At 57.9% G+C, this 17,235-nt stretch carries 15 protein-coding genes; 7 read left to right on the top strand and 8 right to left on the bottom strand.

The genetic code is table 11. The features are described from left to right. The 3 genes from yidD to rpmH form a co-directional block, all read right to left on the bottom strand. On the bottom strand, nt 1-211 hold a 211-nt coding region (yidD, locus tag ACIPIN_RS26950; protein ID WP_401124167.1), incomplete at its 3' end, for a membrane protein insertion efficiency factor YidD. Continuing rightward, on the bottom strand, nt 204-605 hold the full coding sequence (gene rnpA, locus ACIPIN_RS26955; protein ID WP_401124198.1) for a ribonuclease P protein component: 402 nt from the start codon (nt 603-605) through the stop codon (nt 204-206). The genes rnpA and yidD, both read right to left, overlap by 8 nt. 16 nt (nt 606-621) lie before the next feature. Then, entirely contained in the window at nt 622-756 is a 135-nt protein-coding gene (gene rpmH, locus ACIPIN_RS26960; RefSeq protein WP_003213577.1) for a 50S ribosomal protein L34, read from the bottom strand. 565 nt (nt 757-1,321) lie between these two features. Between rpmH and dnaA the strand changes: the two genes are divergently transcribed. From dnaA to gyrB, 4 genes are read left to right on the top strand one after another with little or no spacing between them, the layout of a single operon-like run. Next, complete coding sequence (dnaA, locus tag ACIPIN_RS26965) at nt 1,322-2,839, top strand: chromosomal replication initiator protein DnaA (protein ID WP_401124170.1); 1,518 nt, start codon at nt 1,322-1,324, stop codon at nt 2,837-2,839. Nucleotides 2,840-2,878: 39 nt separating this feature from the next. Then, a complete protein-coding gene (gene dnaN, locus ACIPIN_RS26970) occupies nt 2,879-3,982 on the top strand; it encodes a DNA polymerase III subunit beta (RefSeq protein WP_262111420.1) in 1,104 nt (367 codons plus the stop codon). Nucleotides 3,983-4,002: 20 nt separating this feature from the next. Next, nucleotides 4,003-5,106: a DNA replication/repair protein RecF gene (gene recF, locus ACIPIN_RS26975; protein WP_401124172.1), complete on the top strand. Its 1,104-nt coding sequence runs from the start codon at nt 4,003-4,005 to the stop codon at nt 5,104-5,106. 4 nt (nt 5,107-5,110) lie between these two features. Then, nucleotides 5,111-7,528 (top strand): DNA topoisomerase (ATP-hydrolyzing) subunit B, encoded by a 2,418-nt coding sequence (gene gyrB / locus ACIPIN_RS26980; protein WP_401124175.1) that lies wholly within the window; start codon nt 5,111-5,113, stop codon nt 7,526-7,528. A gap of 144 nt (nt 7,529-7,672) precedes the next feature. On the opposite strand, the gene ACIPIN_RS26985 is transcribed toward gyrB, so the two are convergent. Continuing rightward, on the bottom strand, nt 7,673-8,395 hold the full coding sequence (locus tag ACIPIN_RS26985; RefSeq protein ID WP_401124177.1) for a response regulator transcription factor: 723 nt from the start codon (nt 8,393-8,395) through the stop codon (nt 7,673-7,675). A 182-nt stretch (nt 8,396-8,577) separates the two neighbouring features. Between ACIPIN_RS26985 and ACIPIN_RS26990 the strand changes: the two genes are divergently transcribed. The 3 genes from ACIPIN_RS26990 to ACIPIN_RS27000 all read left to right on the top strand — a co-directional run bounded on the left by ACIPIN_RS26990 (nt 8,578) and on the right by ACIPIN_RS27000 (nt 12,624). Then, nucleotides 8,578-8,868 (top strand): hypothetical protein, encoded by a 291-nt coding sequence (locus tag ACIPIN_RS26990; RefSeq protein ID WP_401124180.1) that lies wholly within the window; start codon nt 8,578-8,580, stop codon nt 8,866-8,868. A 429-nt stretch (nt 8,869-9,297) separates the two neighbouring features. Beyond that, nucleotides 9,298-10,299 carry a FecR domain-containing protein gene (locus ACIPIN_RS26995; protein ID WP_401124182.1) on the top strand — a complete coding sequence of 334 codons (1,002 nt, stop codon included), beginning with the start codon at nt 9,298-9,300 and terminating at the stop codon, nt 10,297-10,299. Between the two features lie 18 nt (nt 10,300-10,317). Beyond that, nucleotides 10,318-12,624 carry a CHASE2 domain-containing protein gene (locus ACIPIN_RS27000; protein WP_401124185.1) on the top strand — a complete coding sequence of 769 codons (2,307 nt, stop codon included), beginning with the start codon at nt 10,318-10,320 and terminating at the stop codon, nt 12,622-12,624. A 342-nt stretch (nt 12,625-12,966) separates the two neighbouring features. Here the strand turns inward: ACIPIN_RS27000 and ACIPIN_RS27005 are convergent, their stop codons facing one another. From ACIPIN_RS27005 to glyQ, 4 genes are all read right to left on the bottom strand, one after another. Then, on the bottom strand, nt 12,967-13,737 hold the full coding sequence (locus ACIPIN_RS27005) for a lysophospholipid acyltransferase family protein (protein WP_401124186.1): 771 nt from the start codon (nt 13,735-13,737) through the stop codon (nt 12,967-12,969). A gap of 63 nt (nt 13,738-13,800) precedes the next feature. Then, nucleotides 13,801-14,340 (bottom strand): D-glycero-beta-D-manno-heptose 1,7-bisphosphate 7-phosphatase, encoded by a 540-nt coding sequence (gene gmhB, locus ACIPIN_RS27010; RefSeq protein ID WP_185015443.1) that lies wholly within the window; start codon nt 14,338-14,340, stop codon nt 13,801-13,803. 4 nt (nt 14,341-14,344) lie between these two features. Next, a complete protein-coding gene (gene glyS, locus ACIPIN_RS27015; RefSeq protein WP_401124188.1) occupies nt 14,345-16,399 on the bottom strand; it encodes a glycine--tRNA ligase subunit beta in 2,055 nt (684 codons plus the stop codon). Further along, a partial coding sequence (gene glyQ, locus ACIPIN_RS27020) for a glycine--tRNA ligase subunit alpha (RefSeq protein WP_401124191.1) occupies nt 16,396-17,235 on the bottom strand: 840 nt, incomplete at its 5' end. The genes glyQ and glyS, both read right to left, overlap by 4 nt.

Here is a 17,235-nt window from a genome sequence, read left to right on the forward strand (position 1 = left end):
TAGGCGTAACCGGGTAATAACCACCGGGATTCCACGGATGACAGCGACCTAAACGACGAAAGGTCAGCCAGCCACCGCGCAGAAGGCCATGATTTTCAATGGCTTCATACGCGTAGCAGGAACAACTGGGGTAGAAACGACAGTGGCTGGCCATCAGAGGACTGATGGCATAGCGATAAAACTGGATCGGAACGAGTGCCAGTTTACGCATCAGTGCTGTCTACCCCTACAGTTTCGGCTTTGACTGCTGGTACCGGCGTGCTGCGTGCCAGACGTTTCCAGAGTTTGCCGAAATGCTGAATCAATTCGGGGTTTTCTACATCGCCCAAACCTTTGCGCGCGACGATAACGATATCCCAGCCAACCAGAGAATCCTGGTGGAGGCGAAAGGATTCGCGCATCAGACGTTTGAGGCGATTGCGCTCAACAGAGAGCTTCACACTCTTTTTCCCGATAACCAGCCCTAGACGGGGGTGATCGAGATCGTTGGTGCGTGCAAGGAGCAGGAGATTTTTCCCCGGAACCTTGCCGGTAGGGGAGTCAAAGACTGCCTTGAAATGCCGGGGGGTAAGCAAACGCTTTTCCCGACTGAAGTCCTGACTCACCTCCAGTACCGGATTATCAAACTGCCAGACGCGCACGACCTTTGGCGCGACGACGCGACAGGACGGCACGGCCGTTCTTGGTAGCCATGCGAGCACGGAAACCGTGAGTACGAGCGCGTTTGATAGTGCTTGGTTGGAAAGTACGTTTCATGTCGTGTTACCTGGTTCGTCCACAACGGGCCGGAATGGCCCCCGTTTTAAGAGACCGGGGATTCTAGAGAAAGCAAGCCTCTAGGTCAATTTCCAACCAGCGTTTCCTTTAAATGGATATCCAGGGGGGTCGTCCTTGAAAGGTGGACAGCTAGATATAAAAATAAAGAAGGGAATTATTTAAAGCTTTTCTGTAAAGCTTATAAAAGCTAGGCACGCCATCCTTTGTGGATAACTACCTTAAGACCTTCTACTACGGGCTGTACAGAGAATGACAACTACAGTGGAAAACGGTGTTCAGCCTGTGCTGCGCTGTCGGATAAGCTGTGTGTGGAATGGGTGGTTATCCACAGGCAGGTTATCCACCGAGTTTGCCCCCCACTTGTACAACGACCTTAAGTGGGCTTATCCACAGAGCTTATGCACAGACCATTGGTCGTCTTTTTTCCGTATAAAGCGTTGATTCTTCGACACCCGTGAGCAACCTACGTGTGGATAAGTCGGCGTCTGGCCGCTACAATGGCCGCTTGTTTTTGCCTCACCGGCTTTCAACTTAGGGGATATCCGTGTCAGTGGAACTTTGGCAGCAGTGCGTGGAGCTTTTGCGCGATGAGCTGCCTGCCCAACAATTCAACACTTGGATCCGTCCACTACAGGTCGAAGCCGAAGGCGATGAGTTGCGTGTCTACGCACCGAATCGTTTTGTTCTCGACTGGGTCAACGAAAAGTACCTGAGCCGTGTGCTCGAGCTGCTGGATGAGCATGGGAACGGCATGGCGCCCGCGCTTTCCTTATTAATAGGCAGCAAACGCAGTTCAGCGCCTCGTGCTGCGCCGAATGCGCCGTTGGCTGCAGCGGCGTCTCAAGCCCAGGCAACTGCCGCACCGGCACCGGTCAGCGCATCTGCGCCTGCCGCGCCGACCAAGCGTGCAACGCAGAAAGTCGCCGAGGTCAGTGAAGAGCCGTCTCGCGACAGCTTCGACCCAATGGCCGGCGCCAGTTCGCAACAGGCTCCGGTCCGTGCGGAACAACGCACGGTGCAGGTCGAAGGCGCGCTCAAGCACACCAGTTACCTGAACCGCACCTTTACCTTCGAGAACTTTGTCGAAGGTAAGTCCAACCAGCTGGCCCGCGCGGCAGCCTGGCAGGTCGCGGACAATCCCAAGCACGGTTACAACCCGCTGTTCCTGTATGGCGGTGTTGGCTTGGGTAAAACCCACTTGATGCACGCTGTGGGTAACCACCTATTAAAGAAGAACCCGAATGCCAAGGTCGTGTACCTGCATTCCGAGCGCTTCGTGGCCGACATGGTCAAGGCTTTGCAGCTGAACGCGATCAACGAGTTCAAGCGCTTCTACCGTTCGGTTGACGCACTGCTTATCGATGACATTCAGTTCTTCGCTCGCAAGGAACGTTCCCAGGAAGAGTTTTTCCACACGTTCAACGCCCTGCTTGAAGGTGGCCAACAGGTCATCCTCACCAGTGACCGTTATCCGAAAGAAATCGAAGGCCTTGAAGAGCGCTTGAAATCGCGCTTCGGCTGGGGCCTGACGGTTGCCGTCGAGCCACCGGAACTGGAAACCCGCGTCGCGATTCTGATGAAGAAGGCTGACCAGGCCAAAGTCGACCTGCCGCACGACGCTGCGTTCTTCATTGCCCAGCGTATTCGTTCCAACGTCCGTGAACTCGAGGGCGCGCTCAAACGCGTTATCGCCCACTCGCACTTCATGGGCCGCGATATCACCATCGAGTTGATTCGCGAATCCTTGAAGGACCTGTTGGCACTTCAGGACAAACTGGTCTCTGTGGATAACATTCAGCGCACCGTCGCCGAGTACTACAAGATCAAGATTTCGGATCTGCTGTCCAAGCGCCGTTCGCGTTCGGTCGCACGTCCACGGCAAGTGGCCATGGCCCTGTCCAAGGAACTGACCAACCACAGCCTGCCGGAAATCGGCGATGTGTTTGGCGGCCGCGACCACACCACGGTGTTGCACGCATGCCGTAAGATCAACGAACTTAAGGAATCCGACGCGGACATCCGCGAGGACTACAAGAACCTGCTGCGTACACTGACCACTTGATGAACACCAGCGCAGCTTATTAAGGCAAGGGACTAGACCATGCATTTCACCATTCAACGCGAAGCCCTGTTGAAACCCCTGCAACTGGTCGCAGGCGTCGTCGAGCGCCGACAGACCTTGCCGGTGCTTTCCAACGTGCTGCTGGTTGTCGAAGGCCAGCAGTTGTCGCTGACCGGTACCGACCTGGAAGTCGAACTGGTCGGTCGTGTGCAGCTCGAAGAGCCGGCCGAGCCGGGCGAAATCACTGTCCCGGCGCGTAAGCTGATGGACATCTGCAAGAGCCTGCCAAACGACGCGCTGATCGACATCAAGGTCGATGAGCAGAAACTCGTCGTGAAAGCCGGCCGTAGCCGTTTCACCCTGTCGACGTTGCCAGCCAACGACTTCCCGACGGTAGAAGAAGGCCCTGGCTCGCTGACCTGCAGTCTTGCGCAGAGCAAACTGCGTCGTTTGATCGAACGCACCAGCTTCGCCATGGCTCAGCAGGACGTTCGCTACTACCTCAACGGCATGTTGCTGGAAGTCTCGGCCGGCATTATCCGCGCTGTGGCCACCGACGGTCACCGTCTGGCCATGTGCTCGATGCAGGCTGACATCGGCCAGCCGGATCGCCACCAGGTGATCGTTCCACGTAAAGGTATTCTGGAACTGGCGCGCTTGCTGACCGAACCGGATGGCAATGTCAGCATCGTTCTGGGCCAGCACCATATTCGCGCCACCACCGGCGAGTTCACCTTTACCTCGAAACTGGTCGACGGCAAATTCCCCGACTACGAGCGTGTTCTGCCAAAAGGCGGCGACAAGCTGGTATTGGGCGACCGTCAGGCACTGCGTGAAGCGTTCAGCCGTACCGCGATTCTGTCCAACGAGAAGTACCGCGGCATTCGTCTGCAATTGGCCAATGGTCAGCTGAAGATCCAGGCGAACAACCCGGAGCAGGAAGAGGCGGAAGAAGAAGTTGGCGTTGAGTACAACGGTGGCTCGCTGGAAATCGGCTTCAACGTGAGCTATTTGCTCGACGTGCTGGGCGTGATGACCACTGAGCAAGTGCGGTTGATCCTGTCTGACTCCAACAGCAGTGCGCTGGTGCAAGAGTCCGACAACGACGACTCGGCTTACGTTGTCATGCCGATGCGCCTGTAAACATGCTCAGCAGACGCTAGATGTCCCTCAGTCGTGTCTCGGTCACCGCGGTGCGCAATCTGCACCCGGTGACCTTCTCCCCCTCCCCCCGCATCAACATCCTGTACGGCGCCAACGGCAGCGGCAAAACCAGTGTTCTGGAAGCCATCCATCTGCTGGGGCTCGCCCGTTCGTTTCGCAGCACCCGCCTTTTACCGGTCATCCAGTACGAGCAGTTAGCGTGCACGGTATTTGGCCAGGTCGAATTGGCCGAGGGTGGGCACAGCGCCTTGGGAATCTCCCGGGACCGCCAAGGGGAGTTTCAGATTCGCATCGACGGGCAGAACGCCCGCAGCGCTGCGCAACTGGCAGAAATCCTGCCACTGCAATTGATCAACCCCGACAGCTTCCGCCTGTTGGAAGGTGCGCCGAAGATTCGCCGACAGTTTCTGGATTGGGGTGTGTTCCACGTGGAACCACGTTTCATGTCCACGTGGCAGCGCTTGCAGAAGGCCCTGCGCCAGAGAAACTCTTGGCTGCGGCATGGTACACTTGACGCCGTTTCGCAAGCGGTTTGGGACAGAGAATTGTGCCAGGCCAGCGCTGAAATTGATGAATACCGCCGCGCTTATATCAAAGCCTTGAAACCAGTCTTTGAACAGACCTTGAGCGAACTCGTCGAACTCGAGGGCTTAACGCTTAGCTATTACCGGGGTTGGGACAAAGAGCGAGAGCTGAGTGCAGTGCTCACCGCGTCCGTTCACCGGGATCAGCAAATGGGACATACCCAGGCCGGACCACAACGCGCTGATTTGCGTCTTAGATTGGGCGCACACAATGCCGCGGACATCTTGTCTCGCGGTCAGCAGAAGTTGGTGGTCTGTGCATTGCGGATTGCCCAAGGGCATTTGGTCAGCCAGGCCCGGCGCGGCCAATGTATTTATCTGGTGGATGACTTGCCGTCCGAGCTGGATGAGCAGCACCGCCGCGCGCTTTGCCGTTTGCTGGAAGACTTACGCTGCCAGGTGTTTATCACCTGTGTAGATCACGAATTATTGAGGGAAGGCTGGCAGACGGAAACGCCAGTCGCCCTGTTCCACGTGGAACAGGGCCGTATCACCCAGACCCACGACCATCGGGAGTGAAGGCATGAGCGAAGAAAATACGTACGACTCAACGAGCATTAAAGTGCTGAAAGGCCTGGATGCCGTACGCAAACGTCCCGGTATGTACATTGGTGACACCGACGATGGCAGCGGTCTGCACCACATGGTGTTCGAGGTGGTCGATAACTCGATCGACGAAGCTTTGGCCGGCCATTGCGACGACATCAGCATCATCATCCACCCAGACGAATCCATCACCGTGCGCGACAACGGTCGCGGCATTCCGGTAGACGTGCATAAAGAAGAAGGCGTCTCGGCGGCAGAGGTCATCATGACCGTGCTGCACGCCGGCGGTAAATTCGATGACAACTCCTACAAAGTATCCGGCGGTCTGCACGGTGTAGGTGTGTCGGTTGTAAACGCCCTGTCCGAAGAACTGGTCCTGACTGTTCGCCGCAGCGGCAAGATATGGGAACAGACTTACATCCACGGTGTTCCGAAAGAGCCGATGAAAATCGTTGGCGAGAGCGGAACCACCGGTACCCAGATTCACTTTAAACCGTCTGATCAAACCTTCAAGAACATCCACTTCAGCTGGGACATCCTGGCCAAGCGGATTCGTGAACTGTCCTTCCTCAACTCCGGTGTTGGTATCGTCCTCAAGGACGAGCGCAGCGGCAAGGAAGAGCTGTTCAAGTACGAAGGCGGCCTGCGTGCGTTCGTTGAATACCTGAACACCAACAAGACCCCGGTCAATCAGGTGTTCCACTTCAACGTCCAGCGTGAAGACGGCATTGGCGTGGAAATCGCCCTGCAGTGGAACGACAGCTTCAACGAGAACCTGTTGTGCTTCACCAACAACATTCCTCAGCGCGATGGCGGTACTCACCTGGTGGGTTTCCGTTCGGCGCTGACGCGTAACCTGAACACCTACATCGAAGCGGAAGGCCTGGCGAAGAAACACAAAGTCGCCACCACCGGTGACGATGCCCGTGAAGGCCTGACCGCGATCATTTCGGTCAAGGTGCCGGATCCGAAGTTCAGCTCCCAGACCAAAGACAAGCTGGTTTCTTCTGAAGTGAAGACCGCGGTCGAACAGGAAATGGGCAAGTACTTCTCCGACTTCCTGCTGGAAAACCCGAACGAAGCCAAGCTGGTTGTCGGCAAGATGATCGACGCGGCCCGTGCTCGTGAAGCGGCGCGTAAAGCCCGTGAGATGACCCGTCGTAAAGGCGCGCTGGATATCGCCGGCCTGCCGGGCAAACTGGCTGACTGCCAGGAAAAAGACCCTGCCCTGTCCGAACTGTACCTGGTGGAAGGTGACTCTGCTGGCGGCTCCGCCAAGCAGGGACGTAACCGCAAGACCCAGGCGATTCTGCCCCTCAAAGGCAAGATCCTGAACGTCGAGAAGGCGCGTTTCGACAAGATGATCTCTTCGCAGGAAGTGGGCACCTTGATCACTGCGCTGGGCTGTGGCATTGGCCGCGATGAGTACAACATCGACAAGCTGCGTTATCACAACATCATCATCATGACCGATGCTGACGTCGACGGTTCGCACATCCGTACCCTGCTGCTGACCTTCTTCTTCCGTCAGCTGCCGGAGCTGATCGAGCGTGGCTACATCTACATCGCTCAGCCGCCGTTGTACAAAGTGAAGAAAGGCAAGCAAGAGCAATACATCAAAGACGACGACGCCATGGAAGAGTACATGACGCAGTCGGCCCTGGAAGATGCGAGCCTGCACCTGAACGAGGAAGCACCGGGTATCTCCGGCGAAGCCCTTGAGCGTCTGGTGAATGACTTCCGTCTGGTGATGAAGACCCTCAAGCGTCTGTCGCGCCTGTACCCGCAGGAACTGACCGAGCACTTCATCTACCTGCCAGCGGTGAGCATGGATCAACTGTCTGATCACGCAGCGATGCAGGATTGGCTGGCCCAGTACGAAGTTCGCCTGCGCACCGTCGAGAAGTCTGGCCTGGTCTATAAAGCCAGCCTGCGTGAAGACCGTGAGCGTAACGTCTGGCTGCCAGAGGTCGAACTGATCTCCCACGGCCTGTCGAACTACGTCACTTTCAACCGCGATTTCTTCGGCAGCAACGACTACAAGACCGTCGTCTCCCTGGGCGCTCAACTGAGCACCTTGCTGGACGAAGGCGCTTATATTCAGCGCGGCGAGCGCAAGAAAGCCGTCACCGAGTTCAAGGAAGCCCTTGAATGGTTGATGGCCGAAAGCACCAAGCGTCACACCATCCAGCGATACAAAGGTCTGGGTGAGATGAACCCGGATCAGCTGTGGGAAACCACCATGGACCCAGGCTCGCGCCGGATGCTCAAAGTGACCATCGAAGACGCCATTGGCGCGGACCAGATCTTCAACACTCTGATGGGTGATGCGGTCGAGCCACGTCGTGACTTCATCGAAAGCAACGCCCTGGCAGTCTCTAACCTGGACTTCTGATCCGGTACGACCTGCAGTAATAAAAAAGGCCAACGCTTAGCGTTGGCCTTTTTTATTGTTCGCGAGAAAACGTTTAGAGATCGCAGCCCACGCGCTAACCACGCTTCTCTGTAGGAGCTGCCGTAGGCTGCGATCTTTTGATTTTTACTCGCTCGTGCCGCTTACCACGCTTTCCAGCCGATACCCATACCCGTAGATCGTCAGCAACTGCCAACCGCGATCCGCTGTCAGCCCGAGCTTGTTGCGCAAGCGGTAGATGTGAGTATCCAGTGGCCTGGAAGACACCATTTCTTCGTGGGTCCAGAAACGCTCGTAGAGATATTCCCGTGACAGCGGCCGGCCCAGGTTGGCAAACAGGCAGCGGGCCAGACGGTATTCCCGTTCCGTCAGGCTGATCGGTTTACCGGCGCGGGTCACCGTCAGTTCGGCGTCGTCGAAGTTCAGATCGTTGAAGCTCAGCACTTCGCTGGCCGCATTGCGCTGCAAACCATGTCTACGCAGTATGGCGCTGACGCGGGCTTTGAGTTCATTGGGGCGAAACGGCTTGCTGACGTAATCATCGGCGCCGGCGTTCAACGCCTGGACGATGTCACTTTCGGCATCGCGACTGGTGAGCATGATGGCGGCGGGAGGCGCTTCCATGTGTTCGCGGGTCCAGCGCAAGAGCGATAGGCCACTGAGATCAGGCAACTGCCAGTCGAGTATCAACAAGTCGAAGGTTTCGCGTCGCAGCTGGCGCAGCAGATCTTCACCACGCTCGAAGCTGTGCAAGGTCCACGCTTGCTCCCCGGTTCCGGGAATCTGTCGCAGTGTCTGTTCCACCCGGCGTAGCTCGGCGGGTTCGTCATCCAGTATTGCGACACGCATGCGGGGCGTTTCCTTCTGCTCGTAGAGTGCGATGAGTAAAAAATCCTATGTGCCGAGTTTAGGCTGATTGTCTGAATCTGAACAATTATGGTGATTTGCTCCAGATTCCTTGTGTCTGGTTAGGCTGATATCAATTGGCCGTTAACCGGCGGATATCAGCTCGAAGACTCGAGGACGGAACGATGGAGAACAGGCTGAATCTTCGTGCACTGATCGCAAAGGTGATCAAGGGAAAGGCGCTGACACGCTGCCTGTCGTTGGCATTTGTGGCCTATGTCGGGGTTACGTCGCAGACCGTGAGCTCAAGCAGCGAAGCTCCGGGTGAACACGCGACACAGCGCTACTTCAGTCCTGCTGTGGTGAATGTGGCGTTCAGTGATTCACGAGGCTTTGCACCGGTCAGCACCTCCGCAGACAGCGAGCAACCGGTTCCCCTGCGGCTTCCCGAAGAGCAGCAGCGTTGGGTGTTCTGACAACGGGCTCGGGCAATTCTGAACAATTATGGAGAATTGCCTCATCGGCCATGGGGGTCGGTAAATTCTCAAGCGTGAGTGGCACAGGAGCATTCGGAAGTGCTCCGACACAGGGAGTGTCATCGCCAACCTGGCGGGACCGCCGATCGCCGGTTCGCTTGCGGTCTGCAGTTCAGGGGAAAAAAAGGAGTGCCTCTTCACATTGTAAAACCGGATCGATGTTGAATCGGTTCCGACACAAGGATGTGTCACCTCCTACCCTCTTTGATTTGTTTATGTTCATGGATAACCGCGACTGCTTTTGTAATCGATGTGGGCGTTATGCATAGACGTGGGCTATCTGCTGCAGAGCCCTGTCAGGTATGGTGCGTAAGGCTGATGAATCAGCTGGTCGGCCAGATTCTAATAAAAGCGTGAAAAGCGAATCCAATGAACCACATGACTTCTTTGCATTGTCACCGCCTGGGCAGCTGTCTGTTGCTGGTCGTTGGTTTGGTGAGCCCATTGACGCAGAACGCATCCGCAGCACTCCTCGAATCAAAGCGCTTGCCGTATATCGATGACCATCAGCAATGCCGTGGACAACCCCTGCCCGCCACGGTCGAGCACCTGACGGGCGAAGCCTGGAAGCTCGATAGCAAGGGCAAGCAGGTGGCGCTCGAAGAAGGGATGACGGTTGACGAGCAGGAAGGCGTGAAGACCTCCCCTTCGGCGTTCGTCAGTCTGTCGTTGGGCGACGGATCGCGCATTGTTCTGCCGTCCAGTTCACAGGTCACGTTGCGGTTGAACGAAGAACTCGTTATACCGCAGGTGATTCTTGAGCAAGGTCAGGTCGAGTCGTATGTGATCAAGCGCGCCAGCGACTATGATCGTTTTCAGATCGTGACGCCGGTGGGCGTGCTCGGGGTCCGTGGCACACACTTTCGGGTGCGAAACAATGACAATGGGCAATCGCTGATCGAAGTACTGAATGGCCAGGTGGCCGTCGATCGTGGTGAAGACATTGACGCGCCAGCGAAAAAACGCACGGGTAAACCGCTCGCGAAAAAAGCTGAAAAACCAGCAGATGAAGTGCAGGTCATGGCTCGCCAGGGCTTACGTATTCAGAAGGAAGGCAAGCTGACGCCGATCGAGCTATTGCCCGCGCCGCAGTTGTTGGGGCAGACGGGTCAAACCGGCCCCTCTCCGGTCTGGCAGTTGATCATGAAACCCTTAAACGGGGCCACACGCTACCGGGCGCAAGTGGCGACCGACACGGACTTCCTGAACATCAAGCAGGAACAGTTTTCCAGTACGCCAGAGATCAATTTCAGTGGATTGAAAGCGTTTTTCTACCATGTTCGACTCTCTGCGTATGACGCGCAGGGACTTGAGGGAGAGACCGGGGTATATGACATCTTCTATTACCCCAGGACCACGCGTGTCCAATAACGACTCGGCTATGTGCCGATGAAGCGCTGGCCAAGGAAGGAAGGTCGCGAGCCGACCCAGGCCCAGCGGCTGTTTCGTCGAATGGTCCGTGAATGGCTGTGGGTCAGTCTGATCCTGCTGCCCTTGACCGCGATTCTGTCCTTGAGCCATGGGCTGACGCTGAGCAATCTGCTGTACGACAACCTGCGTCGGCTGAGCCCGCTCCCGGTCGACCCGCGAATTCTCATCATCACCATCGACGATTACAGCTTGCAGCAACTCGGTCAGTGGCCGTGGTCACGGACCTTGCACGCTGGCCTGCTGGATCGGCTCACTGATGCAAGGGTCAAGGGCGTGCTGTTCGACGTCATCTTCAGCGAGCCCGACAAGCTTCCCGACAACGATCTGCGCCTGGCACAAGCGATGTGCCGGGCCGGCAACGTGTTTGTGCCTTTGCTGCGCGAAGGGGTTGCGCGTTATGGGCAGCCGCTGGGTGAAATCGAACCTGTAGCGCCGTTGAGCCACTGTGCCAAAGGTATCGGGCATATCAACGCCGAGGCGGATGCTGATGGCATCGTGCGCAGCGTGTACCTGCGTGAAGGCCCTGAGCGCAACCCGAGAGCACAATTGGCCTGGTTGCTCTACGAGATGACCACAAACGGCCCGGATACCCTGCCCGGCTCGCCGTTGTCACTGACGGTTCAAGGCTGGCAACGAACCAACGGCATTCGAATTCCCTTTATCAGCGCAAATGCGGGTTTCCCCAGTGTTCCCTACGTCAGCGTGCTGCGCGGCGAAGTGCCGCCCGAGTTGCTGCGTGATCGCCTGATCCTGATTGGCTCTACGGCGCCTGGGCTGGGCGACCGATACGTGACACCGCAATCGGAGAGTATCGGCACAACACCGGGCATCGAGATTCAAGCCAACATCCTCAACGGTCTGCTGCAACAGCGCAGCATCGTGGTGCTCGCCGATGGCTGGGCGGTTGGGTTGTCGACGGTCATCGTCGCGTTGCTGCTGGCCTTGCTGCTGTTCCGTCCACGACGCGCCTTGTGGTTGACCCTGGGATGCATGGTGATGGCCCTGCTCACCTCGGCGCTGCTGCTCCGAGCGGGTTGGTGGTGGTCGCCCGCCGCCAGCTTGCTCGGAATGCTGCTGGGTTACCTGATCTGGAACTGGCGACGGCTGAGCGCAGTGCTGGCTTACTTCGGCTGGGAACTGGCGCGGCTCGATAACGAGCCGAAAGTGTTCCCCGAGCGCCGCCGTACGCCATCACCGGTTGGCGATGTATTGCAGGGGCAGATCGTTGCACTGGAACAGGCCATGAGCCGGACCCGCGATACCCGACGGTTCATCGCCGACGGCCTGGAGTACCTGCCGGTGGCGACGCTGATCAGCGATCCCAACGGTCGAATCCTGCTGGCCAACCGCAATGCCCGGAGTCTGTTTGCCAGCGATCTGGTCGGCGAAGATCTGCTGCGACGGCTCTCGGATATTGGTTATCCGGGGCTTCTTGAACAGGGACGTTGCGCGTTGTCGACGCTTGAGACCAGCGAGTTTCGCGACACCCAAGGGCGAAGCTTGCGTCTGGACCTTGCGCCGTTACTGCCGGCGGAGGGTGGAACGGCGATTGGCTGGCTGCTCAGCCTTACGGATTTGAGCCTCGAGCGCGATGCCGAGGAACAGCGCGCGGTGCTGCTGCGGTTCCTTTCCCACGACCTGCGCGCACCCCATTCGGCGATTCTGGCCTTGCTCGACGTCCAGCATTACCAAGGCACGGGCGATACGCAGCTGTTCAGCCAGATCGAGTTGCAAGTGCGCAAAGCCTTGAGCCTGACCGAGGCCTTTGTGCAGTTGGCCAAAGCCGAGTCCGAGGCGTACCAGTTCGAACCGAGCATGTTCGCGATGCTGGTGCTCGATGCGTTCGATCAAGCGATGAGTACCGCGCAACTCAAGCAGATCGAGTTGCTGCATGATCTGGATGAAGAGGAGGAATGCATGGTCCTGGCCGACCAGTCGTTGCTGACCCGGGCGCTGTTCAACCTGCTGGAAAATGCCATCAAGTACAGCCCGGCAGGTTCGCAGGTTCGCGTACGGGTGAGTTGTGCACAGGGCTGGCTGACCTGCGATATCACCGACCAGGGTAAAGGCATTACGGCCGAGGAGCTGCCCGAGTTGTTCAGCCAGTACCGGCGCTTTGCATCGTCTGAAGACAGTGACGGATTGGGCCTGGGATTGTCCATGGTCAAAGCCGTGGTGGATCGCCACGGTGGACGGATTTTCTGTGAAAGCCGGATCGGGCAAGGCACGACCTTCAGCGTTCAACTGCCGTTGCTGGAAGAGTGACCGACACCCTTTGTAGCAGCTGCCGAAGGCTGCGTCCGACTGCGCAGCAGTCGTAAAATCAGGCACCGCGTTCTTTCGGGCAAACCGCATACACAGGATTTGCGAGGACTTCGTCCTCGAACGCAGCCTCGCAGGCTCGACAGCTGCTACGGATCGGGTGATAACCAGGGATTGAAACAGGCATAAAAAAACCGGCGCAAATAGCCGGTTTTTTTGCGTCGTGAAAACTTATGCACGTTTTCCTGAGTTTTATGAGCTTAAGAAATATCTATATAAATCATAAATTTAGATAACAAATAAGACGCTTTTCAACAAAACCGTACACAGGTTATCCACAGAACCTCAGACAGTCTCTTTATCCGCCGCAGCGGGCAGTGGCGGTAGCGAACCCATGTCCCGTTGGGTCTGTTCGTTCCAGGCCGCAGCGCGGTCGTTGAGCTCGGCAATCGCTCGTGGGCCGGTACCTTCGGCGTACATCGGCGCACCGATGACAACGGTGATGGTGCCAGGTGTTTTCACCCAACCGGTTTTCGGCCAGAACTTGCCGGCGTTATGGGCGATTGGCAGCACGGGCAACTGCGCGTTGACCGCCAACGCTGTACCACCACGGGAGAACTTGCCGACCGTGCCAAACGGAACGCGGGTGCCTTCTGGAAAAATCAGTACCCAGACTTTGTCCTTGAGCAGCTCATCACCCTTCTTCGCCACATGCTTGAGCGCGGCTTTCGGGTTGTCGCGATCAATGGCGATCGGTCGCAGCATGGCCATCGCCCAGCCGAAGAACGGTACATACAGCAATTCGCGCTTGAGCACCTGGCTCAACGGCTCGAAGTAGGCCGACAGAAAGAACGTTTCCCAGGTGCTCTGGTGGTTCGACAGAATCACGCATGGCTGGTCGGGGATGTTCTCGGCGCCTTTGACTTCATAGCGGATGTCCAGGAACACCTTGCTCAGCCACAGTGCGCAGCGGCACCAGTAGACGTTGATGAAACGGTAGCGCGCCTTGAACGGTAAGAAAGGCGCGATAAAAAAGCTCAGGCTGCACCAGAGCAATGAGCTGGTGCCCAGCAGCAGGTAAAAAAGAAAGGTTCTGATTGCCTGCAAGATCGACATAGCGGCATTTGCCTATTAAAAGTGCGCTCCCGAACAGTCCTTGATCAGGATGTCAGAATCGCCCTAGTTGTGGATAAGTTCTGCGGCAATCGCCGCCAGATCGTCAAAAATCAAAGTACCTACCGGTAGGGTCAAGCCCTGAGTCTTTTCGCCTTTTCCGGTTTTTACCAAAACTGGCTGACAGTCGACGGCTTTTGCCGCCTCCAGGTCACCGAGACTGTCGCCGACGAACCACAGGTTAGTCAGCGCCACGTCGTAATGTGCGGCAATGGTTTTAAGCATGCCGGGTTTGGGCTTACGACAGTCGCAGCCTTCGTCCGGCCCATGCGGGCAATAGACGATCAGCCCGACCTCACCACCCTGCTCCGCCACCAACGTGCGCAAGCGCTCGTGCATGGCGTCGAGGGTGGCGACATCGTAGTAGCCACGAGCAATGCCCGACTGGTTGGTAGCGACTGCTACCGTCCAGCCGGCCTTGCTCAACTGCGCAATGGCTTCGATCGAGCCGGGGAGCGGAATCCACTCTTCCACCGACTTGATGTAAGCGTCGGAGTCGTAATTGATCACTCCGTCCCGATCGAGAATCAGCAGTTTCAACAGCAGCTCCTCAGCCCAGCAACGAGATGTCGGCAACGCCGAGGAACAGGCCGCGCAGGCGTGCCAGCAACGCATAACGGTTGGCGCGGACCTTGGCGTCTTCAGCGTTGACCATCACCGCTTCGAAGAACGCATCGACCGGCTCGCGCAAGGCGGCCAGACGTGCCAGCGACTCGCTGTACTGACGGGCTGCGGCCATTGGCTGCACCGCTTGATCTGCTTGCTGGATCGCCGAGTACAGGGAGAACTCGGCGGCGTTGTCGAAGTACTTGGCTTCAACAGTGGCCGGCACGCTGCCTTCGAGTTTGCTCAGCAGGTTCGATACGCGCTTGTTCACCGCCGCCAGTGCGGCGGCTTCCGGCAATTTGCGGAACGCTTCCACCGCTTGTACACGCTGATCGAAGTCCAGGGCCGAACCCGGTTTCAGGGCACGAACCGACAGGTAAGTGGCCACATCCACGCCTTCGTCTTCGTAACGGGCACGCAGACGGTCGAAGATGAACTCCAGCACCGAATCAGCCAGGCCAGCAGCCTTGACCTTGCTGCCGAACGAGTTGACGGCGAAGGCCACGGCGTCGGTCAGGTCCAGGTCGAGCTTCTTGTCGATCAGGATCCGCAGCACGCCGAGTGCGGCACGGCGCAGGGCATACGGGTCTTTGCTACCGGTTGGCAGCATGCCGACACCGAAGATCCCGACCAGGGTGTCGAGCTTGTCGGCGATCGCCACGGCCGCACCGGTCAGGGTAGTCGGCAATTCAGCGCCGGCACCACGCGGCATGTATTGCTCGTTCAGCGCCAGCGCGACATCGTCTGGCTCGCCATCGTTGAGGGCGTAGTAGTAACCGGCGACACCTTGCATCTCCGGGAACTCACCGACCATTTCGGTCGCCAGGTCGCACTTCGACAGCAGGCCGGCACGCGCCGCCCACTGGGCGTTGCCGCCAATGTGTGGAGCGATGAACGCGGCGAGTTTGGAAACGCGCTCGGCCTTGTCGTAGACGCTGCCGAGTTTTTCCTGGAACACAACGTTTTGCAGGCGCAGGTTGAAGTCTTCGAGTTTCTGCTTCTTGTCTTGCTTGAAGAAGAATTCGGCGTCGGTCAGGCGTGGGCGAACCACTTTCTCGTTACCGTCGATGATCTGCTGCGGGTCTTTGCTCTCGATGTTGGCCACGGTAATGAAACGTGGCAGCAACTTGCCGTCGGCATCCAGCAGGCAGAAGTACTTCTGGTTGTCCTGCATGGTGGTGATCAGGGCTTCTTGCGGCACATCAAGGAAACGCTCCTCGAACGAGCACACCAGCGGCACTGGCCATTCCACCAGCGCGGTCACTTCGTCGAGCAGGCTCGGCGGCACGATCGCGGTGCCTTCCTGCATCGTTGCCAGCTCGGCGGTGCGCTTGCTGATCAGCTCGCGGCGCTCATTGGCATCGGCCAATACGTAGGCCGCGCGCAAGTCGTTCAGGTAGTTGGCTGGCGAGGTGATGCGCACGCTTTCCGGGTGATGGAAGCGGTGACCACGGGAATCGCGACCGGCCTTCTGGGCGAGGATGGTGCAGTCGACCACCTGGTCGCCGAGCAGCATCACCAGCCATTGGGTTGGACGAACGAACTCTTCCTTGCGAGCGCCCCAGCGCATGCGCTTCGGGATAGGCAAGTCGTTCAGCGAGTCTTCGACGATGGTCGGCAACAGGCTGGCGGTCGGCTTGCCGGCGATGCTTTGGCTGTAACGCAGCTTCGGCCCGCTCTGATCGATTTCGCTCAGCTCGACACCGCACTTCTTGGCAAAACCCAGGGCAGCCTGGGTCGGGTTGCCTTCGGCATCGAACGCGGCCTGACGTGGCGGGCCGTCGAGGTTGATGCTGCGATCCGGCTGCTGGGTGGCCAGTGCGGTGATCATCACGGCCAGACGACGCGGTGCGGCGTAGACCTGTTTGGCTTCAAAGTTCAGGCCAGCGGCCAGCAGGCCCTTCTCGATACCGGCGAGGAAAGCGTCGGCCAGGGTGTTCAGGGCCTTGGGTGGCAGCTCTTCGGTGCCCAGTTCAACCAGGAAATCTTGAGCACTCATTGTGCAGCCTCCAGCTTAGCCAACACTTCATCACGCAAATCCGGGGTCGCCATCGGGAAGCCCAGCTTGGCGCGAGCCAGCAGGTAGGCTTGCGCAACGGAACGCGCCAGGGTGCGGACACGCAGAATGTATTGCTGACGCGCCGTCACCGAGATTGCCCGGCGTGCATCCAGCAGGTTGAAGGTGTGCGAGGCCTTCAGAACCATTTCGTAGCTTGGCAGCGGCAGCGGTTGATCGAGTTCGATCAGGCGCTTGGCTTCGCTTTCGTAGAAATCGAACAGTTCGAACAGCTTCTCGACGTTGGCGTGTTCGAAGTTGTAGGTCGACTGTTCCACTTCGTTCTGGTGGAACACATCGCCATAGGTCACTTTGCCGAACGGACCGTCAGCCCAGACCAGGTCGTAGACCGAATCCACGCCTTGCAGGTACATGGCCAGACGCTCGAGACCGTAGGTGATCTCGCCGGTCACCGGGTAGCACTCGATGCCGCCCGCCGCCTGGAAGTAGGTGAACTGCGTCACTTCCATGCCGTTGAGCCAGACTTCCCAGCCCAGACCCCAGGCGCCGAGGGTCGGCGATTCCCAGTTGTCTTCGACGAAACGGATGTCGTGCACCAATGGGTCCAGGCCCACGTGCTTGAGGGAGCCCAGGTACAGTTCCTGGAAGTTGTCCGGGTTCGGCTTCAGGACTACCTGGAACTGGTAGTAGTGCTGCAGACGGTTCGGGTTTTCGCCGTAGCGGCCGTCAGTCGGGCGACGACTGGGCTGCACATAAGCGGCGTTCCAGGTTTCTGTTCTGATGTCTCGTTGTAACTTGTCGTTTTGGTTATTGTGGTT

It is taken from the genome of Pseudomonas sp. NPDC087697 (genome assembly GCF_044743155.1).
Lineage (GTDB): Bacteria > Pseudomonadota > Gammaproteobacteria > Pseudomonadales > Pseudomonadaceae > Aquipseudomonas.

Excerpts from the sequence above, each read along its gene's own strand:
- recF (WP_401124172.1), top strand. The coding sequence starts at position 4,003 with ATGTCCCTCAGTCGTGTCTCGGTCACCGCGGTGCGCAATCTGCACCCG.
- glyS (WP_401124188.1), bottom strand. The coding sequence starts at position 16,399 with ATGAGTGCTCAAGATTTCCTGGTTGAACTGGGCACCGAAGAGCTGCCA.
- ACIPIN_RS26985 (WP_401124177.1), bottom strand. The coding sequence starts at position 8,395 with ATGCGTGTCGCAATACTGGATGACGAACCCGCCGAGCTACGCCGGGTG.
- gyrB (WP_401124175.1), top strand. The coding sequence starts at position 5,111 with ATGAGCGAAGAAAATACGTACGACTCAACGAGCATTAAAGTGCTGAAA.
- rpmH (WP_003213577.1), bottom strand. The coding sequence starts at position 756 with ATGAAACGTACTTTCCAACCAAGCACTATCAAACGCGCTCGTACTCAC.
- ACIPIN_RS26995 (WP_401124182.1), top strand. The coding sequence starts at position 9,298 with ATGAACCACATGACTTCTTTGCATTGTCACCGCCTGGGCAGCTGTCTG.
- ACIPIN_RS26990 (WP_401124180.1), top strand. The coding sequence starts at position 8,578 with ATGGAGAACAGGCTGAATCTTCGTGCACTGATCGCAAAGGTGATCAAG.
- ACIPIN_RS27000 (WP_401124185.1), top strand. The coding sequence starts at position 10,318 with ATGAAGCGCTGGCCAAGGAAGGAAGGTCGCGAGCCGACCCAGGCCCAG.
- ACIPIN_RS27005 (WP_401124186.1), bottom strand. The coding sequence starts at position 13,737 with ATGTCGATCTTGCAGGCAATCAGAACCTTTCTTTTTTACCTGCTGCTG.
- dnaN (WP_262111420.1), top strand. The coding sequence starts at position 2,879 with ATGCATTTCACCATTCAACGCGAAGCCCTGTTGAAACCCCTGCAACTG.